This is a genomic window from Pseudomonas sp. G2-4 (genome assembly GCF_030064125.1).
Taxonomy (GTDB): Bacteria; Pseudomonadota; Gammaproteobacteria; order Pseudomonadales; family Pseudomonadaceae; genus Aquipseudomonas.
Window position 1 is genome coordinate 1,334,638 of record NZ_CP125957.1, and the last position, 17,309, is coordinate 1,351,946.

At 60.4% G+C, this 17,309-nt stretch carries 16 protein-coding genes and 2 tRNA genes; 4 read left to right on the top strand and 14 right to left on the bottom strand.

The window, feature by feature from the left end; genetic code table 11:
• Positions 1–90: 90 nt before the first annotated feature.
• Positions 91–167: transfer RNA gene (locus tag QNH97_RS05920), tRNA-Met, on the bottom strand.
• Between the two features lie 220 nt (positions 168–387).
• A tRNA-Met gene (locus QNH97_RS05925) sits at positions 388–464 on the bottom strand.
• 280 nt (positions 465–744) lie between these two features.
• Between QNH97_RS05925 and dinB the strand changes: the two genes are divergently transcribed.
• Positions 745–1,806, top strand: coding sequence for a DNA polymerase IV (gene dinB / locus QNH97_RS05930; protein ID WP_283556012.1), 1,062 nt, complete (start codon positions 745–747; stop codon positions 1,804–1,806).
• Between the two features lie 53 nt (positions 1,807–1,859).
• Here dinB and QNH97_RS05935 read toward each other — a convergent pair whose 3' ends face one another.
• The 4 genes from QNH97_RS05935 to QNH97_RS05950 form a co-directional block, all read right to left on the bottom strand.
• Complete coding sequence (locus QNH97_RS05935) at positions 1,860–2,813, bottom strand: hypothetical protein (protein WP_283556013.1); 954 nt, start codon at positions 2,811–2,813, stop codon at positions 1,860–1,862.
• A 17-nt stretch (positions 2,814–2,830) separates the two neighbouring features.
• The gene (locus tag QNH97_RS05940; RefSeq protein ID WP_283556014.1) at positions 2,831–4,546 is read right to left on the bottom strand and encodes a proline--tRNA ligase; all 1,716 of its coding nucleotides are present in this window, start codon (positions 4,544–4,546) and stop codon (positions 2,831–2,833) included.
• A gap of 129 nt (positions 4,547–4,675) precedes the next feature.
• Complete coding sequence (locus tag QNH97_RS05945) at positions 4,676–6,235, bottom strand: AmpG family muropeptide MFS transporter (RefSeq protein WP_283556015.1); 1,560 nt, start codon at positions 6,233–6,235, stop codon at positions 4,676–4,678.
• Positions 6,236–6,279: 44 nt separating this feature from the next.
• On the bottom strand, positions 6,280–6,633 hold the full coding sequence (locus tag QNH97_RS05950) for an MGMT family protein (RefSeq protein WP_283556016.1): 354 nt from the start codon (positions 6,631–6,633) through the stop codon (positions 6,280–6,282).
• 155 nt (positions 6,634–6,788) lie between these two features.
• On the opposite strand from QNH97_RS05950, the gene QNH97_RS05955 reads away from it, so the two are divergent.
• On the top strand, positions 6,789–7,796 hold the full coding sequence (locus QNH97_RS05955; protein ID WP_283556017.1) for a DUF481 domain-containing protein: 1,008 nt from the start codon (positions 6,789–6,791) through the stop codon (positions 7,794–7,796).
• Positions 7,797–7,992: 196 nt separating this feature from the next.
• Here the strand turns inward: QNH97_RS05955 and QNH97_RS05960 are convergent, their stop codons facing one another.
• The gene (locus QNH97_RS05960) at positions 7,993–8,202 is read right to left on the bottom strand and encodes a cold-shock protein (RefSeq protein ID WP_002554837.1); all 210 of its coding nucleotides are present in this window, start codon (positions 8,200–8,202) and stop codon (positions 7,993–7,995) included.
• 354 nt (positions 8,203–8,556) lie between these two features.
• On the opposite strand from QNH97_RS05960, the gene dcd reads away from it, so the two are divergent.
• Together dcd and QNH97_RS05970 are read left to right on the top strand one after the other, a co-directional pair.
• On the top strand, positions 8,557–9,123 hold the full coding sequence (dcd, locus tag QNH97_RS05965) for a dCTP deaminase (protein ID WP_074889011.1): 567 nt from the start codon (positions 8,557–8,559) through the stop codon (positions 9,121–9,123).
• Positions 9,124–9,222: 99 nt separating this feature from the next.
• Positions 9,223–9,438: a hypothetical protein gene (locus QNH97_RS05970; protein WP_283556018.1), complete on the top strand. Its 216-nt coding sequence runs from the start codon at positions 9,223–9,225 to the stop codon at positions 9,436–9,438.
• A 27-nt stretch (positions 9,439–9,465) separates the two neighbouring features.
• Here QNH97_RS05970 and pdeM read toward each other — a convergent pair whose 3' ends face one another.
• The 7 genes from pdeM to QNH97_RS06005 form a co-directional block, all read right to left on the bottom strand.
• Positions 9,466–10,122, bottom strand: coding sequence for a ligase-associated DNA damage response endonuclease PdeM (gene pdeM, locus QNH97_RS05975; protein WP_283556019.1), 657 nt, complete (start codon positions 10,120–10,122; stop codon positions 9,466–9,468).
• Positions 10,122–12,608, bottom strand: coding sequence for a ligase-associated DNA damage response DEXH box helicase (locus QNH97_RS05980; protein ID WP_283556020.1), 2,487 nt, complete (start codon positions 12,606–12,608; stop codon positions 10,122–10,124). The genes pdeM and QNH97_RS05980 overlap by 1 nt, the downstream gene beginning before the upstream one ends.
• Positions 12,609–12,825: 217 nt before the next feature.
• Positions 12,826–13,590 carry an ABC transporter ATP-binding protein gene (locus tag QNH97_RS05985; RefSeq protein WP_283556021.1) on the bottom strand — a complete coding sequence of 255 codons (765 nt, stop codon included), beginning with the start codon at positions 13,588–13,590 and terminating at the stop codon, positions 12,826–12,828.
• A 13-nt stretch (positions 13,591–13,603) separates the two neighbouring features.
• Positions 13,604–14,722, bottom strand: coding sequence for a succinylglutamate desuccinylase/aspartoacylase family protein (locus QNH97_RS05990; protein WP_283556022.1), 1,119 nt, complete (start codon positions 14,720–14,722; stop codon positions 13,604–13,606).
• A 27-nt stretch (positions 14,723–14,749) separates the two neighbouring features.
• Positions 14,750–15,460 (bottom strand): ABC transporter permease, encoded by a 711-nt coding sequence (locus QNH97_RS05995; protein WP_283556023.1) that lies wholly within the window; start codon positions 15,458–15,460, stop codon positions 14,750–14,752.
• Entirely contained in the window at positions 15,457–16,185 is a 729-nt protein-coding gene (locus tag QNH97_RS06000) for an ABC transporter permease (protein WP_283556024.1), read from the bottom strand. The genes QNH97_RS05995 and QNH97_RS06000 overlap by 4 nt, the downstream gene beginning before the upstream one ends.
• A 57-nt stretch (positions 16,186–16,242) precedes the next feature.
• Positions 16,243–17,025, bottom strand: a complete 783-nt coding sequence (locus QNH97_RS06005) for a transporter substrate-binding domain-containing protein (RefSeq protein ID WP_283556025.1) — start codon at positions 17,023–17,025, stop codon at positions 16,243–16,245.
• Positions 17,026–17,309 lie beyond the last annotated feature (284 nt).

Here is a 17,309-nt window from a genome sequence, read left to right on the forward strand (position 1 = left end):
CAGAAAAAAATAATTACAAAATTTTTGTAATGTAGTCTTTTTCGACACGCACAAAAAAGGCCACTCTTTCGAGTAGCCTTTCTTGATATTTGGTTGCGGGAGCCGGATTTGAACCGACGACCTTCGGGTTATGAGCCCGACGAGCTACCAGACTGCTCCATCCCGCGTCTGTGTGGCGGCATTCTACAGGCGAACGCTTGAGTGTCAACCGTTAAAAGGTCATAGGGTCAAATAAGTGGCCAATCGGCCCTGGAACTGTGTAAATGCGCGAAATCAAAAGGAAATTGTCCTACAGCTTTCCACTCAGCGTATGCCGCGCTTCCGTCAACCAAGCAAAACAGGCGCGCACAAAAAAGGCCACTCTTTCGAGTAGCCTTTTTTGATGTTTGGTTGCGGGAGCCGGATTTGAACCGACGACCTTCGGGTTATGAGCCCGACGAGCTACCAGACTGCTCCATCCCGCGTCTGTGTGGCGGCATTCTACAGAGGATCGAGCAGCTGTCAACCCATTCGCTGGAAAAAACTGTTCAGCTTCAAACGGTTAGCCTTTTCTCGGGGATTGTGACAGCCCTGTGACCCACGCCCGGCAAGGGCTGGCGCTCTATTGGGCGGCTCGCTGCGATTGAAGAAGTAAATCTATGTAGGTTCTTTCGGGGGCCAACGAAGGATCTTTCAAAGTACTGGTGCTATATACAGGTGCTGGTGCGATACTGGCGACCCGATTCGCGCACATTTCGCTCCTTTATGACGCAACGCAAAATCATCCACGTCGACTGTGACTGCTTTTATGCCGCTATCGAAATGCGCGATGACCCGCGGCTGGCCGGCAAGCCCCTGGCAGTCGGTGGTTCGGCAGATCGACGCGGCGTGATCGCGACCTGTAATTATGAAGCGCGGGCCTACGGTGTGCGCTCGGCCATGTCCTCCGGGCATGCCTTGAAACTCTGTCCGGACCTGACCATCGTCAAGCCTCGAATGGATGCCTATCGGGAAGCGTCGAAGGAAATTCATACGATTTTCAGTGATTACACTGACCTGATCGAGCCGCTGTCCTTGGACGAGGCCTACCTGGATGTCTCCGCCTGCGCCCATTTCGGTGGCAGCGCCACCCGGATCGCCCAGGACATCCGCCGGTGTGTTTCCAATCAGTTGCACATCACCGTGTCCGCCGGCGTCGCGCCGAACAAGTTTCTGGCCAAGATCGCCAGCGATTGGAAAAAGCCCAACGGCCTGTTCGTCATCACCCCGGACCAGGTCGATGACTTTGTCTCGGCTTTGCCAGTGAGCAAGCTCCATGGCGTGGGCAAGGTCACCGCTGACAAGCTCAACAGGCTGGGCATTGTCGACTGCCTGCAATTGCGCCAATGGGACAAGCTGGCATTGGTGCGTGAATTTGGCAGTTTCGGTGAGCGGCTGTGGAGCCTGGCCCGTGGGATCGATGAGCGTCTGGTGCATAACGACAGTCGGCGGCAGTCCATCAGTGTGGAAAACACCTACGACGTCGATCTGCCAGACCTGGCGAGTTGTCTCGAAAAACTGCCGGAACTCATGCAAACCCTGAGTGGGCGCATGGCGCGGATCGACAGCAGTTACCGACCGGGCAAGCCGTTCGTCAAAGTTAAATTCCATGACTTCACCCAGACCACTTTGGAGCAGGCCGGGGCGGGGCGGGACTTGGGTAGCTATCAGCTGTTATTGACCCAGGCGTTCAACCGTGGCGGCAAGCCGGTGCGGTTGTTGGGGATCGGGGTGAGGTTGGAAGATTTGCGGGGCGGGTTCGAGCAGTTGGAGTTGTTTGAGCGGTGAGGGCAACCCCTTGTGGTGAGGGAGCAAACTCCCTCACCACAAGGGGCTTCGCTTTAGTTAGCCCCCGGATCCGCCACCAACCGTCCGCCATCCTTGGTCAGGGCTTTCAGGAACTCAGCCTGCAACTCCGGATCATTGCGGGTCAATTCGATCAGGCTCTGTTCCAGCTCGCTGGCTTCTTCTTCAAGCCCCAGCTCCGACAGGCGCTTGACCCGGTGAACCCATTGGCTTACTTCGTCGTCTTCCAAGTCGTCGTAGATCAGGGCGTGGGCTTCCACCAGCTTGCTGCGCAAGGTGCTGCTGATGCTCAGGGATGAGTCGGTGTGCACCTCGTCCCGGGCGTCCGTCACACTGATCTGCAGTTTGCCGAATTGGCTCAGGTCCTGCTCGGCGAACGGGCTCTCCAGCAGGTTCAAGCGCAGCACACCGCTGCGATCGGTGCTTAGCTCGAAGGTCTGCCGGGCGGCCTTGACCTCCACCGGACGTTCGCTCCAGGGCAGGCTCGAATGTTCCGTGCGCTTGTCGCGCTGGACTTCGTCGATACCTGCCAGGTTCTGCTGGGCACGGCCATGAGAAGGCACGTTCATGAACGGATTGAGCCCGGCGAAGCCGTAGCTTATCCAGTCGCGGGTGACGCTGTCCGGCAGGCTGCCGAGGGCGAACACATTGACCACGTTCGCGCCGACGCCGGCCACCACCGCCACTGCGCCCAAGGGGATTTCGTAAACCTCCCGCCAGGGTTGGTAGGGCGTGTAGCGATCGTAACGGCGGGTGACCTCGAACTCAGTGACTTCGAAGGTCTTCTGCTCATTGATTCGTACGCGACGCTGCGGCAGGTCGAGCACCTTGGGTTCGCCCACGTCAATCTGCAGGCTGTGGTCGAGCAGTTTGCGTTCGACCCGCTCTTCGTGCTCGCTGCGTTGCGACATTTGGTTGGCGCAGCCGCTGACCAGCAGGGCGCCGCACAGGGCGGCGCCACCGAGGCCTAAGGTGTTTCGCTTGAACATGACGTCTCTATCTGGTGTCAGCGGCGGATACGGGCCTGGAGGAACGACAGCACGTCGGCGACCGGCAGCGCTTGCGGCTCGGCCTCGGTGCGGCTCTTGTATTCCAGGTTGCCTTCGGCCAGGCCACGGTCACTGACGACGATCCGATGGGGGATGCCGATCAGTTCCATGTCCGCGAACTTGATGCCGGGGCTGGTTTTCTTGTCGCGGTCGTCCAGCAACACTTCGAAGCCTGCAGCCGTCAATTCGGCGTAGAGCTTGTCGGTGGCTTCACGGACCAGTTCGGTCTCGTAGCGCAATGGCACCAGGGCCACCTGGAACGGCGCCAGTGTGTCGCTCCAGATGATGCCTTTCTCGTCGTTGTTCTGCTCGATGGCGGCCGCAACCACACGGGAAACGCCGATGCCGTAGCAGCCCATCTCCAGGGTGACCGGCTTGCCGTTCTCACCCAGCACTTCGCACTTCATCGCCTTGCTGTACTTGTTGCCCAGCTGGAAGATGTGCCCGACTTCGATGCCGCGCTTGATTTCCAGGGTGCCCTTGCCATCCGGGCTCGGATCGCCGGCCACGACGTTGCGCAGGTCCGCGACGGTTGGAACCGGCAGGTCGCGCTCCCAGTTCACGCCAAAATAATGCTTGTCGTCGACGTTGGCGCCGATGGCGAAGTCGCTCATCAGTTCCACCGAGCGATCGATGATGATCGGCAGTGGCAGGTTCAGCGGGCCGAGGGAACCGGCGCCAGCGCCGATGGCGTCGCGCAGTTCGGCTTCGGTGGCCATGACCAGCGGACTGGCAACGCCTGGCTGGTTACCCGCCTTGATTTCGTTCAGCTCGTGATCGCCACGGATGATCAGGGCGATCAGCTTGCCTTCTTCTTCCGCCCGCACGATCAGGGTCTTGATGGTGCGCTCGATCGGCAGGTTGTAGCCTTCCACCAGTTGGGCGATGGTCTTGGCGTTCGGCGTGTCCACCAGGCGCAGCTCTTCGGTCGGCGCGGCGCGGGACGTTTCCCGAGGCACGGCTTCGGCTTTCTCGATGTTCGCGGCGTACTCGGAGCCATTGCTGAAGACGATGTCGTCTTCGCCAGACTCGGCCAGTACGTGGAACTCGTGGGAACCGGCACCGCCAATGGAGCCGTTGTCGGCTTCAACCGGGCGGAACTTCAGGCCCAGGCGGGTGAACACGTTGCAGTACGCCTGGTGCATGCGGTCGTAGGTGACTTGCAGCGAGGCCAGGTCGGTGTGGAACGAGTAGGAGTCCTTCATGATGAATTCGCGACCGCGCATCAGGCCGAAGCGTGGACGGATCTCGTCACGGAATTTGGTCTGGATCTGGTACAGGTTGATCGGCAACTGCTTGTAGCTGCTCAACTCGTTGCGCATCAGGTCGGTGATCACTTCTTCGTGGGTCGGGCCCGCACAGAAGTCGCGACCATGACGGTCTTTGATGCGCAGCAGTTCAGGGCCGTATTCTTCCCAGCGCCCCGACTCCTGCCACAGCTCGGCCGGTTGGGTGCCCGGCATCAATACTTCCAGGGCGCCAGCGGCGTCCATCTCTTCACGAACGATGGCTTCCACCTTGCGCATGACACGCAAACCCATCGGCAGCCAGGTGTACAGGCCGGAGGCGAGTTTGCGGATCATGCCGGCACGCAGCATCAACTGATGGCTGATCACGACGGCGTCGGAAGGCGTTTCTTTCTGTGTGGCGAGCAAATATTGACTGGTGCGCATGGTTGGCCGTTGTCGGTTGCTGATGACGAGAAGTGACGGAGCATTGTACGGGCGAGATGCCCTGGCGTACAGGCGCGTGGCCGGTTGCCGGATGCAAGCGCCGGTTTCCTCGGCGCCTGCTGAAGTTTCCTACGACTCTTCCGCGGGCCGGGTCGGCGTCGGTTCGGTGGCCGTCTCCTGGTCTTGACGGCGGTTCTCCTGGAACCAGTGCAAGGCAATCAGGAGCAGGGTCGGAACGCCGAGCAGGGCGGTGATCAGGAAGAACTGGTGATAGCCGAATTTCTCCACCATCACCCCTGAATAGCCGCCGATCAGGCGTGGCAGCAACAGCATGATCGAGCTGAGCAAGGCGTATTGGGTGGCGGAGAACTTAAGGTTGGTCAGGCTCGACAGGTACGCGACGAACGCTGAGGTGGCCAGGCCGGAGCTGAAGTTGTCCAGGGAGATCGTGACAATCAGCATCTTCACGTTGGCGCCCATGTCGGCGAGCATCAGGAAGAGGATGTTGGTGCCGGCCGAGGCGACGCCGCCGATGAACAGGATGGGCAGGATGCCGAAGCGCACGATCAGCAAGCCACCCATGCCCGCGCCGACGAGGGTCATGATCAACCCGAAGATCTTGCTGACACTGGCGATCTGGTCCTTGGTAAAACCCTGGTCAATGTAAAAGACGTTGGCCATGACGCCCATGACTGTGTCAGACATCCGATAGGTTGCGATCAGCCCGAGCAGCAGCAGGGCCTGCCAGCGGTAGCGCAGGATGAAGTCGTTGACGGGCGTCAGCACGGGTGCCAGCCCTCGACGGCCCACGGCGGACAGGCACATGGCCGTGAGGAGGATATAGAGGATGGCCCGCAGGAAGGCGCGGTCCTGGAGCAACAGGTCGAGCAGGCTGACGCCTTCGAACAGCACGCTGGCGAAGTCGGTGTTGTAGAGCTGGGTGAACATCGCCGGTACCGACACCAGCAGCACGATCAGCACAAACACCGAGGCCAACTGGTGAACGAACGTGTAGCGCCCGGCCTGCAATTGAGTGCGCAGTGGCACTGGCGGTTCACGCATGAACAGGGAGGTGAGCAGTGCCGGGACCATCAACACGCCGAACAGCAGGTAGGTACCTGCCCAGGCTGAGTGCTTATAGTTGAAACCGGTGGAGCCGAAGCCTTCGGCGAAGAACAGGGCGCCGGCGGTGGCCAGCAGTGCGGCGATGCGGTAGCCGGACATGTAGCTGGCGGCGAGCGCCGCTTGGCGGGTGTCGTCGGCGATTTCCAGGCGGTAGGCATCGACGGCGATGTCCTGGGTGGCCGAGGCGAAAGCCACGATCACGGCAATGGCAATCAACCATGACAGGTGTTTTTGGGGGTCGCAGAAGCCCATGCCGATCAGGCCAAGGATCACCAGGCCCTGGGAGAGCACCAGCCATGAGCGCCGGCGCCCAAGTTTGCCCAGCAGCGGCAGGCGCCATTGGTCGAGCAGGGGCGACCAGACCCATTTAAAGGCATATGCCAAACCGATCAGGCTCGCGTATCCAATGGTTTCGCGGGCCACACCGGCTTCACGCAACCAGACCGACAGCGTGGAAAACACCAGCATGTATGGCAAGCCGGCGGCGAAGCCAAGCAGCAACAGCACGAGCGTCGAGGGACTGGCATAGGCGGCGAGGGCGGCGCGCCAGGTTTTACGGGGCATGGGCTGGAGTCTGCCTCAAAAATTGCGAAAACAAAGCGCGCACTCTAACCGCTGTTCTCTACCGGGCGCCAGCCATGGCGCTGAATATCAACACGATTATTCAGGACACTGATCCCTTCCGTGCGCAGGCGTGCGCGCTGTTCGTCCCCCGAGGCGCTTCCCGCCGGCAGACTGATCCGACCGCCGGCACCCAACACCCGATGCCAGGGCAGCTTCGTGTCGTTCGGCAATTGGCTGAGGGTGCGTCCCACCCAGCGTGCGGCGCGGCCCAGGCCGGCCATTTCGGCGAGCTGACCATAGGTGACCACCTTGCCGGCCGGCACTTGGGCCAGGGTCAGGTAGAGGGTGGTGCGGCGGATTTGGGCGGCGTTCTCGGCGTCCGCTGGGGTGTCGCTCATAAAAGGTTCCTGTAAGGATGTCCGTCCGTAGATTAATTCCTACAAGGCCGGTTGAGAAATGAACTCATCACCCATACGCGGGTCAGTCGTTGCTAAGGTGTCATCCTGGGGGATAATGCCGCCTTTTCACCGAAAACTTGAGCCCATAATCGCTTATGTTGTCTAGAACCCTGCTATGCCTAGCTGTCACCAGTGCCTCCATGCCTTTGCTTGCCGATACCGTCTGGTTGAAAAACGGCGACAAGCTCAGCGGTAAGATCACCGTTTTCGATGGCGGAAAACTGCTGATCCAGACCGATTATGCGGGCGCGGTTCCCATCGACTGGAACCAGGTCAAGACCCTTGAGAGCGACCAGCAGTTACTGGTCAAGCAGGATGCCTACACTGGCGAGAAAGCCAAGGCCCTGCATGCTGCCGAAGATGGCAAGGTGACCTTGGCCAACGGTGATGCGCCCAAGACTGTCGAGCTGGCCAGTATCCAGCAAATCCTCAAGCCCAAGCCGGTGGTCGAGGATCTGGTGTGGAAGGGCAATATCGATGCCGCGCTGGATTATCAACGCGCGGAAAACGATACCGATGATTACGACATCGACTTCAAGACCTCGGCCCGCCACGGCAGATGGCGGCACACCGCCGAAGGCGAATACAACCGTGAGTTCCAGGACGACGTCGTTTCCGCTGACAACTGGCGGCTGGAGTACTCCCTTGATCGGTTTTTCACCGACAAATGGTTTTGGCAAGGTCGTTTGAATTACAAGCGCGACAAAGTCGAAGACCTGGCGCGCCAGCGCGTGGTGGGTACCGGTCCGGGCTATCAGTTCTGGGATGATGAGCTGGGTGCGTTCTCGCTGGGCTCGCTGCTCAACCGCACCGATTATGAATACCGCGATGGCGGCACGGACAACTTCTATTCCGTGGCCATGAAGTGGGACTACAACCGCTACCTGATTGGCAAGCGCGTCGAGTTCTTCACTAACGGCGAAGTGGGCAAGCCGCTGTCCGATGTTGCGGATTACGCCTACGACGCGGAGATCGGGCTGCGCTACAAGGTGACCGATTGGGCGTCGCTCAACCTCAAGGCCGAGAAGGATGTCATCGAAGGCACTGAAGACAGTGACTTGAGCAAGACGCGGTACACGGCAGGGTTTGGCGTGACCTGGTAATCCCGGGGTAAGAATAAGAACATGTGGGAGCGAGCTTGCTCGCGATAGCGGTGTGTCAGTCAGCATCAATGTTGCTGACTTACCGCTATCGCGAGCAAGCTTGCTCCCACAGTTTTTTGGTGCTCTGAAATAAAACACCCGGGCACAAAAAAGCCCCGCTTTTGAGGGCGGGGCCTTTTACTAAAGCAAGGACAAGTTAGATAACTTGAACTTCTTCAGCTTGCATGCCTTTCTGACCGCGGGTAGCGATGAAAGAGACCTGTTGGCCTTCTTTCAGGCTTTTGAAGCCGTCGGATTGGATAGCTTTGAAGTGAACAAACAGGTCGTCACCGGATTGTGGAGTGATGAAGCCGAAGCCTTTTTCATCGTTGAACCACTTAACGGTACCAGTTTGGCGATTAGACATGGTGTAACTCCTTGAACAAAGATAACTGCGAAACAGGAAGAACCCTGGCCGAGACTGAGTGCAAAGAGCAGGAAAAATTCTTGTAGATGGTTGGATCGAAATTCAACATATCGTGTAGAGATTCTCAGTGACACAAGCAACACAGTGACGTCACCTTAACCCTTTTTCCGGAATGTGCCAATGGTCTTTGCGAAGGTTTCTCTTATTTAGTGACTGGCGGCGTGCGCGATTGCCGTCAGGACCCGGAAATCAAGGTGGATCGGCGAGATTTGTGTCCCGCGCTTTGAACCCGGCCCCGCGCACCGGTAAGATGCCGGACGTATTTTTTCCACCTCGCTATTCAGGAAACCCGCCATGAGCATCAAATCGGACAAGTGGATTCGCCGCATGGCGCAAGAGCACGGCATGATCGAGCCCTTCGTCGAGCGCCAGGTGCGTGGCGAAGGCGCGGACCGGGTGATTTCCTTCGGTGTCTCCAGCTACGGCTACGACGTGCGCTGCGCCGATGAATTCAAGGTGTTTACCAACATCAATTCGGCCACCGTTGACCCGAAGAACTTCGACGAGAAGAGCTTCGTCGACGTCAAGAGCGACGTTTGCATCATTCCGCCGAACTCCTTCGCCCTGGCCCGCACCGTCGAGTACTTCCGTATTCCGCGCAACGTACTGACCATCTGCCTGGGTAAAAGCACCTATGCCCGTTGCGGCATCATCGTCAACGTCACGCCGCTGGAACCCGAGTGGGAAGGCCATGTGACCCTGGAATTCTCCAACACCACGACCCTGCCGGCGAAAATCTACGCCAACGAAGGCGTGGCGCAGATGCTGTTCCTTGAATCCGATGAAGAGTGTGAAGTGTCCTACAAAGACCGAGGCGGTAAGTATCAGGGCCAGCGCGGTGTGACGCTACCGCGTACCTGATTCAGACGAACTGTTGGAATTCCTGGGCGGGCAGACACTCTATTGCGTGTACTGCCCGTTTTTGCGTCAGCGCACCGGGCTTCGCTCAGGGAGTGTCCTATGAAGATCGATCCGCGAATCAGTGCCGAACTGGCAAAGCTTGAGCCCAATCAGATCGGCGTCATGGCTTGGTCGTTGCTGGCCCATCCTGCCGAAATGGCGGGCGGCATTCCTGGCCAGCCCGATCCCGATACCCCCAACGAACAACCCAACGAGCCCACTGAACCCGGTGAGCCGACCCTGCCGGACGAGCCGCCTCCTGCGCCTGTTGCCTGATGAGATGATGGTCCGTTGCCTGGATTTTCAGTTAACGGGCCATATTTCGTTATCGCCGATGACAAATATCCTGCAGTCATTGTCCCGCTCGACCCGATAGCCACCGGTAAACGCACCGAAGGCTGGTAGCAGGCTGATCTCGCTGCCCAGCCGGAAACACGCCAGGCGCAGGCGTTGCCGACCCTTGCCGTTCAGGTGGTAGACCGGGTGGACATGTCCCGCCAGCACATGGCGGCAGGGGTGTGGATCGGGCTCATGCTGCACCGCGAAAGGCCCCAGTAGCAGGGGTTCCGGTACCACACGAATATTCAGCGCCAGCGGTGGGTCGCCGGCTCGTTTGTCGTGGTTGCCGCGAATCAGTGTCATGGCCAGGTTCTGATGTCGCTCACGCCACTCGGAAAGGGCCTTCAGGGTGGCAGGCGCGTGAGAGCCGGGGCCGTGAAGAAAATCCCCAAGAAAAATCAGTTGTCGACACGGCAGACTCGCCAGTAGCGCGTCTAGTACCGCGATGTTGCTGGCCGTCGTGCCGTGGGGCACCGGTTGACCGAGGCTGCGGTAAGCCGCCGCCTTGCCAAAATGCACATCAGCGATCATGAGGGTTTCCTGGGCAGGCCAGTACAGCGCTTTTTCCGGTAGCAGCCAGAGTTCTTCACCGGCGAGGCTGACGGGATAAGGCGCTGGCATCAGGCATCACCGCGATCGGCGGTTTTTTCCAGCTCGCCGACCATCCGTCGGATCCGGTCGGCAAGTTTTTCTGAACTCATGCTTTCCCTGAACCGCTCAACCAGCAGCGGGAATCCAAGCGGGGTGGGGCGTTTGATGGCGTGCAGGTCCAGTTTCAAGGTGTCGAGGCGTTCCAAGGTCTGCTCCAATCGACGAATATCCAATTCTTCACGCAAGACTTCCTCCCCAGCCTGGGCCAGCAGCAGGTTGTCGGCGTCGTACTGCTTAAACACCTCAAAGAACAGGCCGCTGGACGCCTGGACTTGCCGGGTGCTCTTCGGGGCGCCGGGGTAGCCAGCGAATACCAGCCCGGCGATCCGGGCGATTTCGCGGAAGCGCCTGAGGGCCAGCTCCCCGGCATTCAAGCTTGCGAGCACATCGTGCAGCAGGTTGTCGGTCCTCAGCAGCGTCGGGTTCAGGTGCTGCGACCAATCCACCGGCGTGGCGCTGAGCAATTCCAGGCCGTAGTCGTTGACGGCGATGGAAAAGGTCAGCGGTTGTTGCTGACTGACGCGCCAGGCCAACAGGCTGGCCAGCCCCAGATGAACCTGGCGCCCCGCAAACGGATACAAAAACAGATGCCAGCCTTCGCGGGATTTCAGCGCTTCGGCCAACAACGTGGTTTGCGTGGGCAAGCCGGACCAGCGTTGTTGAGTCAATAACAATGGCTGCACGGCTTGCATTTCCGGCCCTTCGAAGCGGCCCACGGCCGCCTCGCTCAGGCGCGTTACCACTGCCGCCGCCAGTTCATTGGAAAGCGGCATCCTTCCGCCGTTCCAGCGCGGCACGGCGGCTTTCTTGGCCTGGCTGCGACGTACGTAAGCTGTCATGTCTTCAACCCGGACCAACTCCAGTAACCGGCCGGCGAACAGGAAGCCGTCGCCGGGTCGCAAGCGGGCGATGAAGCCTTCTTCCACGCTACCCAGGGTCTTGCCGCCACCGCCCTTGCTCCAGAACTTCAATTGCAGGCTGGCGTCGCTGACGATGGTGCCGATGCTCATGCGGTGGCGCCGGGCCAGGCGCGCGTCGGGGACGCGCCAGATCCCGTGTTCGTCCGGTTCGACCCGTCGGTAATCGGGATAGGCGGTCAAGGACAGGCCGCCGTGGCGCACGAACGCCAGGGCCCAGGCCCATTCGGCTTCGTTCAGGTCGCGATAAGCCCAGGCGCCGCGCACTTCCTCGAACAATTCCTCGGGAACGAAGCCGCCACCCAGGGCCATGCTGACCAGATGCTGCACCAGTACATCCAGGGGCTTGTGGGGCGATTCGCGGGGTTCGATGCGCCGTTGGGCCACGGCGTCCTGTGCCGCGGCGGCCTCGATCAGCTCCAGGCTATGGGTCGGCACCAGGGTGACCCGCGAGGTTCGCCCTGGCGCATGACCGGAGCGCCCGGCACGCTGCATCAGCCGCGCCACGCCTTTGGCCGAGCCAATCTGCAGCACCCGCTCCACCGGTAGAAAGTCCACCCCCAAGTCCAGGCTGGACGTGCAGACCACGGCTTTGAGCTGACCGTCCTTGAGCGCACGTTCCACCCAATCGCGGGTGTCCCGGGACAATGAGCTGTGATGCAGCGCGATCAGCCCGGCCCAGTCCGGCCTCGCCTCGAGAATGGCCTGGTACCAGATCTCTGCTTGCGCTCGGGTGTTGGTGAACACCAGGCAACTGCTGCTGGCGTCGATTTGTGCAACGACCTGAGGCAGCATCTTCAGGCCGATGTGCCCGGCCCACGGAAAACGTTCGGAGGCCCCGGGCAGCAGCGTGTCGACCAGCAGCGCCTTGCCATTGGCCCCTTGCACGCTGATCCCGTTGCCTTGTGGGATCAATACCTGCTCGGCGTGGGCCTGGTTGCCCAGCGTGGCGGATACGCCCCAGACGACGAGTTCGGGATGCCAGCGCCGCAAACGGGCCAAGGCCAATTGCAACTGCACGCCGCGTTTGTTGCCGAGCAACTCGTGCCATTCGTCCACCACGACCATGCGCAAGGTCGAGACGGCTGTTTGCGCATCGGCACGGGCGAGCATCAGGGTGAGGCTTTCGGGGGTGGTGATCAGTGCGGTGGGCAGTCGCCGGCCCTGGCGGGCACGTTCGCTGGCGCTGGTATCGCCGGTGCGCAGGCCGACGCTCCAGGGCAGGTCCAGGTCCGCCAGCGGGGCTTCGAGGGCTTTGCCAGTGTCGGCGGCCAGTGCTCGCATCGGCGTGATCCACAGGACAGTCAGTGGTTCGGCCGCTGGTTTGCGTTTGCGCGGTTTGTCCGTAGGAGGGGCGGGGCGGGCGAAACGATTGAGGGCGGCGAACCATACGGCGTAGGTCTTGCCTGCGCCGGTGCTGGCATGCAACAGCCCGGACTCCCCCCGCTTGACCGCGGTCCATACCTGCTTCTGAAAAGCGAACGGCTTCCAGCCGCGGACGCTGAACCACTGGTTTGCGAAGTTGTTGGATGTCGCCATGCCGGCCGCGTGCGTCCTGGAAGTTCTTCTTCAGTGACCACGGTGGGATGTGAAAGGTTTTATGCAGGTTATCGTGGCGAGCGTAGTTTTGTGGCGAGGGAGCTTGCTCCCGCTGGGGCGCGAAGCGGCCCCTCGCGGTGTGTCAGGCAGAACCTGGGGGCCGCTTCGCAGCCCAGCGGGAGCAAGCTCCCTCGCCACGGGGGGGCTTGCGATGGATCTATTTCAAGTTGCCACTGAGAAACTGCTTGAGCCGCTCGCTCGTGGGGTTGCCCAGCACGTCTTCCGGCGCACCTTCTTCTTCCACCAGGCCCTGGTGCAGGAACAGCACCTGGTTCGAGACTTTGCGGGCGAAGCTCATTTCATGGGTCACCATGATCATGGTCCGGCCTTCTTCGGCCAGGCCCTGGATCACTTTCAAGACTTCACCCACCAGTTCCGGGTCCAGGGCCGAGGTGGGTTCGTCGAACAGCATCACCTCCGGCTCCATGGCCAGCGCGCGGGCAATGGCCACGCGCTGTTGCTGGCCGCCGGACAGGAACGCCGGGTATTGCTCGGCCACCCGTGTCGCCAGTCCGACCTTGTCGAGGTAGCGGCGGGCACGGTCGTCGGCTTCCTGTTTGCTGATACCCAACACCCGGCGTGGCGCCATGGTGATGTTTTCCAGCACGGTCATGTGACTCCACAGATTGAAGTGTTGGAACACCATGGCCAAGCGTGTGCGGATGCGTTGCAGCTCATCGGCGTCGGCCACGCGCATGCCGTGGCGGTCCTTGATCATCTGGATCGCCTGGCCATCCAGGCTCATGGCACCGTCGTTGGGTTGCTCCAGGAAATTGATACAGCGCAAGAAGGTACTTTTGCCCGAGCCGCTGGCGCCAATCAGGCTGATGACGTCGCCAGTCCTGGCCTTGAGCGAGACGCCTTTGAGTACCTGATGTTCGCCGTAGCTTTTATGCAGGCCTTCGATGGTCAGTTTGTACATGGAACAGGCATCCTCAAGGCGAAAGTAGGTAGCCGCTGCGGTAGGCTTCGGTGCCGGCGACATGGGCGATGACCATGCCGGCAGTGGCCATGCGGCGCAGCGAGCGGGCGTACAGCAGCCCGCCATTACGGCAATGAACGGGGGTAACGGTGTCGTTGACCGGGTCGATGATTTCCGCCACCAGTTGTCCGGCTTCCAGGTATTCACCGGGCAGGGCGCTGTAGACCAGCAGCCCACCCACGGGCGTTGCCACCGGCTCGACACCGGCCAACGGCGTGGCCGGGTAGGGCAACTCGGGCATAGGCATCGGTTCGCCGTCGATGGCGCCGAAGCGGATCAGGTATTCGATCAGGGCCTGGCAGTCGAGGCTCGCCAGGCCATGGTTGACGTCGCCCTGGCCGCGCAATTCCACGGTGACCGAAAAGCTGCCCAAGGGAATCTCGAACCGCTCGCCGAAGCGCTCCTTGAGCTGCCACCAGAGCAGCGTGAAGCATTCGTCGAATGACTGGCCACCCGAATCGGTGGCGAGCAAGCTGGCCTCGGCACCGATGTAGCGCGCCAATGGCTCGACCTGCGGCCAGGCTTGCGGCGTGGTGTACAGGTGGGCCACGGCTTCGAAGTCGCAATGCAGGTCCAGCACCATGTCGGCGTCACAGGCCAGCCGTTGCAGGACCAGGCGCTGGGATTGCAGTTGCGTGCTGGCGGTCTGCCGGGTGAGGGCGTCGCGCAGGCTGGTGCGGATCAGCATCAGGTTGTGCTGCGGATCATCGGTGAGCAGCGCTTCGATTTCGTTGCCGATTTCTTCGCTCAGGTCGACGAACCGGCGGTTGAAATTCTGCCCACTCTCCAGTTCGTAGCGCCCCAGGGGCACATCCATCAGCACTTGTTCAAGGCCGATGGGGTTGGCAACGGGCACCAGCACGATCTCGTGCCGCAGGTGGCCAGACGCTTCAAGCTCGGCCAGGCGCTGCTTGAGATGCCAGGCCACCAGCATGCCGGGTAGCTCATCGGCGTGCAGGGACGACTGGATGTAGATTTTGCCGACGGCTTTTTCCGGGCCGAAGTGGAAGCTGTGGATCTTGCGAGCGGTCCCCGGCAGCGGGGCCAGCAGGTCATGGATCTGGTGGCGCATTTGCGTGTGTGTCCTGGAACAAAAGCCCTAGTGAGTCGGCCCGAGGAAGGCCAGCCAGCGGCGTTCGGCGAGGCGGAAGAGGCCCACCAGTGCAAAGGTGACGGTCAGGTAGATCAGCGCGGCGATCCCGAACGACTGAAAGGTCAGGAATGTGGCCGAGTTGGCATCCCGGGCGACTTTTAGCACGTCAGGAACGGTAGCGGTGAACGCTACGGTCGTTGAGTGCAGCATCAGAATCACTTCGTTGCTGTAATACGGCAGCGAGCGCCTGAGCGCCGACGGCATGATCACGTAGGCGTAGAGCTTCCAACCGGTCAGGCCATAGGCCTTGGCCGCTTCGACTTCGCCATGGTTCATGCTGCGAATCGCCCCGGCGAAGATTTCCGTGGTGTAGGCGCAGGTGTTCAAGGCAAAGGCCAGGATCGTGCAGTTCATCGCATCGCGAAAGAAACTGTCGAGCATCGGCTGGGCACGTACCGCCGCGATGCTGTAGATACCGGTGTAGCAGATCAGCAACTGGATATACAGCGGCGTGCCGCGGAACAGATAAGTGTAGAACTGCACCGGCCAGCGTACGTAGAACGTGGGCGAAACCCGGGCGATGGACAGCGGGATCGACACCACAAAGCCGATCAGCAGTGAGGCGCTGAGCAACCACAGAGTCATCGCCAGGCCAGTGATGTTAACGCCGTCGCTGTAAAGGAACGGCCGCCAATACTCTTGCAGAAGTTCGATCATCGCACGGCCTCCCGGGCTCCGGCGGCGTAGCGACGTTCAAGCCAGCGCAAGATGAAATTGGACGCGCTGGTGATCAGCAGATAAATCAGCGCCGCCAGCACCAGGAAGTAAAACAGCTGGTAGGTGCTCTTGCCCGCGTCCTGGGCGGCCTTGACCAGGTCGGCCAGACCGATGATCGACACCAGCGCGGTGGCCTTGAGCATCACCATCCAGTTGTTGCCGATACCCGGCAGGGCAAAGCGCATCATTTGTGGGAACACCACGAGGCGAAAGCGCTGGCCACGCTTGAGGCCATACGCCGTGGCGGCTTCGACCTGGCCCCGGGGGACCGCAAGGATCGCGCCGCGAAAGGTTTCGGTGAAGTACGCGCCATAGATGAAGCCCAGGGTGATCACCCCGGCGCCGAACGGGTTGATCTCGATGTATTCCCATTCCATGAAGTCGGTAAAAGAAGTCAGCCAGGTTTGCAGGCTGTAGAAAATCAGCAGCATCAGCACCAGGTCCGGCACGCCGCGAATCAGCGTTGTGTAGAGCTGGGCGGGGATTCGCAGCAGTTTGACGCTGGACAGCTTGGCACTGGCGCCTAGCAGGCCGAGCAAGACACTCAGCAACAACGACAGGGCCGCCAGTTTTATGGTCATCCAGGTGCCTTGCATCAGCAGCGGGCCGAAGCCCTGCAGGCTGAAGGCGGAGAGCCCCAGATTTTGTAGGAGTTGTTCGAACATGAAAGAGGCCTTTGGCAGGAAAAAAGCGCCCATCCGAGGCCGGATGGGCGCAGCGCATTATTTGCCGCTGTACAGATTCAGATCGCCAAAGTGTTTTTTCTGGATTTCGGCGTACTTGCCGTCATCGTGTAACGCTTTGATACCTTTATCCAAAAGTGCCTTCAGCTCTTTGTTACCTTTGCTGATACCGATGGCAGTCTTGGAAGGCAGCAGTTCGCTGTCCACGGGCTTGCTGACTTCATAGCCTTCGCCTTTCGGCGATTTCAGGAAGCCCAACTCGGCCTGTAGCATGTCCTGGATCGCTGCGTCGAGGCGCCCGGAGGTCAGGTCGGCATAGACCTGGTCCTGGTTCTGATAGGCCTGGGTCTTGACGCCAGCCTTGTCCAGCACGGCTTTGGCATAGGCTTCCTGGATGGTGCCTTGCTCGTAGCCGACGGTTTTGCCTTTGAGCGAAGCGGGATCTTCGTTCAGGCCCGATCCTTTCTTGAACACATACGCGGTCGGACCGGAGAACAACTCGCTGGAGAAGTCGATGACTTTCTCGCGGGCCGGGGTCACGGTCATGGAGGAGATCACACCGTCGAACTTCTTGGCCTTCAGGCCCGGGATCATGCCGTCGAAATCGCTTTCGACCCATTTGCATTTGACCTTCAGTTCCTCGCAGATCGCATTGCCCAGGTCGATGTCGAAACCGACCAGGCTGCCGTCGGCGGCCTTGGATTCAAACGGAGCGTAGGAGGGGTCGACACCAAAACGCAATTCCTTGTATTCCTTGGCCGTGGCGACGCCGGCGGCCATGCACAACGCCAGTGCAGAAAGGGTCAGCAGTGCTTTTTTCATTATTCAATCCCTAAAACCAATATGAGCGCTTGTGGCGCGTAAGTATTGTTACCGGTGAAGGCGAGAACGGTATGACGGCATAAAGGTAGCAATTTCCGAACCAGAGTGCCGAACAAGTGTTTTAAAAGCTTCGGCCGCAGGTCGCGGAGCGCTATGGTGCGCGGGTACGAGCGTACCTTAAAAGGTGCACCAGGATGGAGCGTTGCTTCTGTGGCGAGGGAGCTTGCTCCCGCTGGGGCGCGAAGCGGCCCTCTGCGGTGTGTCAGTCAGAATCAGGGGGCCGC